At 68.9% G+C, this 7160-nt stretch carries 6 protein-coding genes and 1 pseudogene; 6 read left to right on the plus strand and 1 reads right to left on the minus strand.

Features of this window, described 5'->3' with window-relative positions:
- The 6 genes and pseudogenes from NBG84_RS27100 to NBG84_RS27125 form a co-directional block, all read left to right on the plus strand.
- Positions 1–208: pseudogene (locus tag NBG84_RS27100) on the plus strand (hypothetical protein); the annotation flags it as partial.
- Positions 209–237: 29 nt separating this feature from the next.
- Entirely contained in the window at positions 238–1794 is a 1557-nt protein-coding gene (locus NBG84_RS27105) for an ABC transporter ATP-binding protein (RefSeq protein WP_250922243.1), read from the plus strand.
- Positions 1791–2972, plus strand: coding sequence for an ABC transporter permease (locus NBG84_RS27110; RefSeq protein ID WP_250922244.1), 1182 nt, complete (start codon positions 1791–1793; stop codon positions 2970–2972). Before NBG84_RS27105 ends, NBG84_RS27110 begins: the two co-directional genes overlap by 4 nt.
- A complete protein-coding gene (locus NBG84_RS27115; RefSeq protein ID WP_250922245.1) occupies positions 2969–3883 on the plus strand; it encodes an ABC transporter permease in 915 nt (304 codons plus the stop codon). The genes NBG84_RS27110 and NBG84_RS27115 overlap by 4 nt, the downstream gene beginning before the upstream one ends.
- Before the next feature lie 1093 nt (positions 3884–4976).
- Positions 4977–5213 carry a S8/S53 family peptidase gene (locus NBG84_RS27120; RefSeq protein ID WP_250922246.1) on the plus strand — a complete coding sequence of 79 codons (237 nt, stop codon included), beginning with the start codon at positions 4977–4979 and terminating at the stop codon, positions 5211–5213.
- Positions 5210–5593, plus strand: coding sequence for a S8 family serine peptidase (locus NBG84_RS27125; RefSeq protein WP_250922247.1), 384 nt, complete (start codon positions 5210–5212; stop codon positions 5591–5593). Before NBG84_RS27120 ends, NBG84_RS27125 begins: the two co-directional genes overlap by 4 nt.
- A 477-nt stretch (positions 5594–6070) precedes the next feature.
- Here the strand turns inward: NBG84_RS27125 and NBG84_RS27130 are convergent, their stop codons facing one another.
- Positions 6071–7108 (minus strand): NAD(P)/FAD-dependent oxidoreductase, encoded by a 1038-nt coding sequence (locus NBG84_RS27130; protein WP_250922248.1) that lies wholly within the window; start codon positions 7106–7108, stop codon positions 6071–6073.
- Positions 7109–7160 lie beyond the last annotated feature (52 nt).

Raw genomic sequence — 7160 nt, forward strand, 5'->3', positions numbered from 1 at the left:
CGACTACTTCCGTGCCGGGCTGGAGGAGTTCGCCAAGAACAACCTGAAGATGGGCACGACGCGCGTGTGGCAGTTGGGCGTCGACCCCTACCCGACCGTCAAGATCTGCGACGGCCAGGGCGACGAGGACCAGCAGCTGGCTGAGTTCATCAAGAAGATCGGCAGCAAGGAGATCGACGCGGCGGCCGAGGTCAAGCGCCTCGGCTGACGTGCCGACACCCACGAGGAAGATCAGCAATGACACCGACGACCTCAGCGGTTCCGATTCTTGAGCTGCGCAGCATCACAAAGTCCTATGGATCCGTAACGGCCTGCGACGCCGTCGACCTCAGGGTCGACGCCGGCGAGATCCACGGACTCCTGGGTGAGAACGGGGCGGGCAAGTCCAGCCTCATGAAGGTCCTGCTCGGGCTGGTCCGGCGCGACGCCGGCACCGTCCTGGTGCGCGGCGAGGAGGTCGCGCTGGACAGCCCGCAGGAAGCGGCCGAACTGGGCATCGGCATGGTGCATCAGCATTTCAGCCTCATCAACGCGCTGACCGTGTGGGAGAACGTGGCGCTCGGCGACACCGGCAAGGTGAACAAGCAGGCCATCTGCGCCGGCATCGCCGAGGTCTCCGCGCGGTACGGGCTGCCGATCGACCCCGAGGCGCGCGTCGACGCGCTCTCGGCCGGCGAGCGGCAGCGGGTCGAGGTGGTCAAGTGCCTGCGGCGCAACCCACAGATCCTGATCCTGGACGAGCCCACATCGGTGCTGACCCAGGCCGAGTCGCAGGAGTTGTTCGCCGTGCTCGGCCGCGTGGTGCAGGAGGAGGGGCGGGCCGTCATCCTCATCAGCCACAAGCTCGCCGAGATCGCTCAGGCAACGGACCGGGTGACGGTCCTGCGCAAGGGCCGGGTCGCCTTCCGGGCGGTCACCGCCGAAACCACTCCGCAACTGCTCGCCCGGCAGATGGTGGGCCGTGAGGTGTCGCTGGGCGATGAAGGCGCGGCCCTCGGCCTGCTGCCGGTGCAGCGGGCGGGCGCCGACGGGGGCGAGGCGCGGGAACGGCAGCAGCCCGTCCTGCGTCTGGCCGGACTCACCGTCGTGCAAGGCGGGGTCAGGGTTCTCGACGACATCGATCTGACCGTGGGCGCGGGCGAGATCGTTGCCCTCTACGGCGTCGAGGGCAACGGCCAGGCGATGCTCGGCGATGTCCTCTCCGGGCTGGTCGTGCCGACCGACGGCACCATCGAGGTCGCCGGGAGCCGGGTGGATGTGACCCGGCCCGGTGTGCTGTCGAAGGCCGGTCTCGGCATCGTGCCGGAGGACCGGCACCACAGCGGCGTCGTCCTCGACATGAGCGTCGCCGAGAACCTGACGATGAAGTCCCTGAACGAGGTCAGCGGCCGGTTCCTGGTGCGGCGGCGCGCGATGCTCGCCCAGGCCCGTCGCCTCGCGGACGAGTTCAACATCGTCACACCGTCGCTGGACGCGCCGGTGCGCAGCCTCTCCGGCGGAAACCAGCAGCGGGTCGTACTCGCCCGGGAGCTGTCCGGTCACACCCGCGTCCTGGTGGCCGCGCAGCCCACCCACGGGCTTGACGTCGGTGCCATCGAGGACATGTACGCCCGACTGCGCAGGGCGGCCGCCGAAGGCATCGGAGTGCTGCTCATCTCCACCGAACTCGAGGAAGTCATGGCCCTTGCAACCTGGATCGCAGTGATCTCCTCAGGGCAGATCACCGGAGCACTCCCCGTCTCCGATGCGACCCCCGAGCGGCTCGGCATGCTGGTGGGGGGTGAGGCCGCGTGAGTTCCGTTTCGCTGATGAATCCGGACGACCTCGGTCGGCGCTTCCTCGCCCGGCTCCGGCCGGGGCGCGATGGCTGGCTGACCGCGGGCGTCACCTTCGCGCTCGTCATCGTAGCGCTGGGCGCGTCCGCGCTGCTGCTCACGATGAACGGAGCCTCGCCGAGTGCTTCGCTGTCCGCCATTTGGGACGGGAGTCTGGCCAACTCCACCGGATGGACGGCGACGTTGCTCAACGCTGCGCCGCTGCTGCTGGTGGCGGTCGGTGCGGCCATCTGCGCGTCCGCCGGAACGTTCAACATCGGGCAGGAGGGGCAGGTGCTCATCGGCGGCCTCTTCGGCGCCTGGGTCGGGCTGCGGCTGGCCCTGCCCGGCCCGATGATGGTCGTCGCGGTGATGGCCGCCGCGGCGGTCGGCGGCGGTCTCTGGGCCGGGCTCAGCGCCCTGATGTATCGCTTCCGCGGCGTCAACGTCGTGGTGAGCACCCTGCTGATGACCTTCCTCGCCATCCAGCTCGTCACGTTCGCGGTCAGTAGCCCGTGGCTCCAGGAGAGCGCGCAGGGCTCGTCGGGCATCGCCGACGCGCAGTCCAACCCGCTGCCCGCGAGTGCCCTGCTCGCCGACTTCGGGGAGTACCCGTCGCTGCTGGTGAACGCGGGACTGTTCATCGCGCTCATCGCCGCGGCCGGCGCCGCGCTCGTCCTGAGCCGCAGCCGGTGGGGCTTTCGGGTGCGCATGGTCGGACTGAATCCCCTGGCGGCCAAGCACACCGGTGTCCGGGTGTCGGTGCTCGGCGGCTTCACCTTGGCGTTGTCAGGCGCCTTCGCGGGGTTGGCAGGAGGGCTGCTGCTGGCCAGCCCGGTCAGCCCCAACCGGCTGCAGGCCGGGCTCTCGGACAACGTCGGCTGGGACGGCCTGCTCGTCGCGCTCGTCGCGCGCAACCGGCCCCTGATCGCGATCCCGGTGGCGTTCGGGTTCGCCGTGCTGCGTGCGGGTGGCGATTTCCTCTCGGCCACCGGCGTTCCGTACTTCCTCGTCGACATCGTCAAGGCACTGCTCGTCCTCGCGTTCGTCGCGCCGCCCGTCCTCGTCAGCCTCTTCCGCGGGCGTCGCGGTGCGACGCCGTCGACGCCGTCCCCCCAGCCCGTTGTCCCGACCAAGAAGATGGAGGCGGCAGCGTGAGCGTTCTGGACAGCACCACGACAATTCTGTCGAGCGGTGTCCGGCTGACCGTGCCGCTGGCGTTCGCCGCCTGCGGTGAGTACCTGGCCCAGCGCGCCGGAGCGATGAACATCTCCGTCGAGGCGATGATGCTCGGCGCCGCGTTCACCTCGGTAGCCACCGCGAGTGCGACCGGCAGTGCCACCGCCGGTCTGGTGGTCGGCGTGGTGACCGGCCTCGTCCTCGGCTTTGTGCACGGCAACCTCTCCCACCGGGCCCAGATCAACACCTTCGTCGTCGGCCTGGTGCTGAACGCGCTGGTGCTCGGGCTGACGAGCTACCTGATCACCACGCAGCAGTTCACCTCGCACCAGGTCGGGGTGCTGTCGATCCCGCTGCTGCAGGACATCCCGCTCATCGGCGAGCCGCTGTTCTCCGGACGCTGGCCCGCCTACCTTCTGATCCTTTTGGTGCCACTCACCTGGTGGCTGGTGACGCGCAGCCGCTGGGGCCTGGAACTGCGGGCTGTGGGGGAGAACCCGCAGGCCGCCGACGTGGCGGGCATCAAGGTCAATGCCCGGCGCCGGCAGGCCCTGCTGTGGTGCGGCGCCATGGCCGGTCTCGGTGGCGCCTACCTCGCGGTCGGCGAGGTCGGATCGTTCAACCAGAACATGACCGCCGGACGCGGGTACATCGTCATCGCCGCGGTGATCTTCGGGGCGTGGCGGCTCGGCCGTACCCTGATCGGCTGCATGGTGTTCGGCCTCTCGGACGCGATGCGCCTGGCGCTTCCCGCGCTGGGTGTCACCCTCAACCCCCAGCTGCTCGTCGCGGCCCCGTATCTGCTCGCACTCATCGCCATGCTGCTGTTCGCCAGCCAGCACCGGGAACCCGCCGCCCTCGGCCGGCCCTTCCAACGCGGGTCGACCTGACAGCACGGATCTCGCAAGGAAGGACGCCGACTCCGCGATCGCGCGGGGTCGGCGTCCTCGTGCGTCACCGGCGTCAGCGACGGCGCAGCCCGCGGTCCTCAACGCGGGCGGTGGGTAGCCGTTGTCGTACGGGTTGAGCACGCTGCCCGGCGGGACGAGTTTGTTCGATCCGGGTCCAGCACCCGGCCGGCCGCGGTTGGCCCACCGCACTGAGCTGCGTACGGAGCTTGGGGCGCGGGACACTGGAACAGGAGGGCGCACCTCAGCGCCTGGTGTCCTGCGCGGTGTGTCGGAGTGTCGGAGTGTCGCCCTCGACGGGGCCACACCGATGTCGTGGGGTGCGCAAGGGGTGCGAGGAGTGTTGGGGTGCACGGGAGTCCGACGGTCCCAACTGTGGACGGCTCCCCTGCGCTCCGTGGGGCGTCCTCGGGGTGCAGGGGAGCGTGCGGTTCGACGTGTGCCCGTACGGCGGGCCCGGTCCCACAGGAAGGGGCTTCCCCGTGGGCGATGGGTGGCCGAGGGAAGGGCCCGGTGAGGCGAGAGTTCAACACGGGTGGCTGGACCATGCCGTCCGGCGGACCGCTACTGCCCGTCGGGGCGTCCGCTCGGAATCATGACCAGACGTACGAGGCTCAGAGCCTCCCCCCTCGCCGTTGCCGGGCCATCCCACTCCGTCTTACGCGTCGGCCCCCGCTCCGACACCCGAACCCGCGCCCCTGTGAGAGTCGGCGGGCTCGGTGCCGGGTGAGTACATCGTGGGGCTGACAAAGGGGTCACCCCCCGCGTCCGTCCTCGCCGAGGTCCCCGAATGTGTGACCGAAACACGTCTACGAGCATGCGATGAGCGGCTTCTCCGGCCATCCGAGAGTAGTTCCCGGCCCGCGCAGCTGCTGTCGGGCGTCGCGGGCCGTGGAGGAGAACGCCGTCGGCCGTGGTCCGATGCCCCCGCCGGGACCGCTGAGCAGGGCGCTGCCGGGCGCTCGCGGCCGGTGTTGAGCAACCTGTGGGGGCTGGACCGCATCGATCAGACGCGATTACCGCCGAACGGCCAGTACCACGCCACCCACACCGGGCGGGGGACGTGGTCTATGGGGTGGACACCGGCATCGACGTCAGCCATCACCAGTTCGAGAATCGAGCCCGGGAAGGGCCGAGCTACATCAGCGACGGCTACGGTGGGTGTCACCCCCACGGCACACTCGTCGCCGGGACGGTCGGCGGGCGGGACTTCGTGGTTGGGCAGGATGGGCAACTCCTCAGCGTCCGGGAGCCCGTCAACTGCGAGAACGAGGTCACCTGGGATGACGCCGTCGCGGCCTTCGACTGGTGATCGCAAACAAGCGGAACCAGAATGTCCCCGCGGTGCTCAACGCGTCAGTCGGAGGTTCCCGCCGTGCCTTCTTGGAAGCGGCCGCATGGCGGGTCCGGGACGCGGACACCCTGCCGGTGATCTCGGCGGGCAAGGACCGTACCCACGCTTGCGACCACTCGCCGGCCCAGGCGAGGTATGCGTTCACCGTCGCCGGGACGGACCGCTTCGATAGGGAGTACGACGTCGTGGAGACCAACGGATCGCGCCGCGGGACCAACAACGGGCCCTGCGTGAAGATCTACGCCCCCGGCGAGGCCAGCTACTCCGCCCTTCCGCGCCAGCAGGAGGGCACCATGCCCGGCACGTCGATGGCGACACCCCAGTCGCCGGGATGGTAGTCCGCTACAAGCAGGCGTACCCACGGGCGTCGTCCTCGCAGGTACGGAACTGGCTGCTGAACACCGCTTCGCAGGGGCAGGTTCGCAACGCCGGGCCGAACGCGGTGAACCGGCTGCTGTTCACGGGTGGGTTGCGACGAAGGACAGCCGCACCACGGACCACCGGGGAAAGCCCTTTTGGCCGGTGACAGGTGGAAAACGACGATGAGCAGCCGCTGAGAGGCGCTGGTGGTCGAGGTCGGCGGTGCGGTGGTCGCCATGGTCCAGCGGTGCGGCAGCAGGACGGACGCTGTCCGTACAACCCCGGGCCCTGCCCATCTCCGTACGCCATCCGACCACCGGCGCGCGCGCCCGCTGCCTTCGGCACGTGACAGCCGACCCCGTGCACACCCACATGAACACCCGAGCCGATAGCCCACTGTCGGGACCAATAACACATCACCGCCAGGCCAACGACGGGTCTTCGGTGTGTAGCGGCTATGTGTCGGTGGAGTGTCCTGGTGTGGTGGAGCGGGTGGGGTCGAGGGTGGTGGTGATGTGGTTGACGGCGAGGGCGGCTTCGCCGAAGCCGATGGCGATGAGGCTGACTTTGCCGTCGTAGTCGGCGATGTCGCCGGCGGCGAAGATGTGTTGTTGGTTGGTGCGCATGGTGGGGTTGACGAGGATGCGTCGTCGGCGTAGTTGGAGTTGCCATTGTTCGATGGGGCCGAGGTCGGCGATGAAGCCGAGTGCGGCGACGATGGTTTGGGCGGGGAGGGTGATTTCGTCGCCGTTGGTGTTGGCGACGACGACTTCGGAGAGGGGTCCGTCGCCGGAGGTCTTGTGGATCTCGTATGGGGTGAGTACGCGTATGGATGATGTGTGTACTTGTTGGACGGTGCGTTGGTGGGCTCTGAATTGTGTGCGTCGGTGGACGAGGGTGACGGTGGAGGCGATGGGTTCGAGTGAGAGGGCCCAGTCGAGTGCGGAGTCTCCGCCGCCGACGATGATGACGTCCTGTTCTGCGAGGTCGTTGAGGTGGGGGACGAAGTAGCGGAGTCCTCGGCCGAGGTATTCGGTCCCGGTGGGGAGTTCGCGGGGGGTGAAGTTGCCGATTCCGCCGCAGATGAGTGCTGCGCCTGCGGTGATGTGGGTGCCGGTGTTGGTGGTGGCGGTGATGCCTTGGTCGGTGTTGTTGAGGTGGGTGACGCTGTGGTTGAGGAGGTAGGTGGGGTTTGATTGGTTGGCTTGTTCGGTGAGGCGGTCTACGAGGTCTTGGCCGCGGATGGCGGGGAAGCCGGCGATGTCGTAGATGAGTTTTTCGGGGTAGAGGGCGCTGATTTGGCCGCCTGTTTGGGGGAGGGCGTCGGCGATGGCGACGGTGAGGCCGCGGAAGCCCGCGTAGTAGGCGGCGTAGAGGCCGGTGGGGCCGGCGCCGATGATGAGGAGGTCGACGGTGACCTGGTCACTGCCACTGCCACTGGTGCTGGCGTTGGTGTTCGCAGCGGCACTGCCACTGCGACTGGTGTTGGTCATGGTGTGGCCTCGGGGTGGTCGTGTCCGACGCGGCCGATTTTGCGGGCTCCGC

The organism is Streptomyces albipurpureus, from assembly GCF_023701525.1.
GTDB lineage: Bacteria > Actinomycetota > Actinomycetes > Streptomycetales > Streptomycetaceae > Streptomyces > Streptomyces albipurpureus.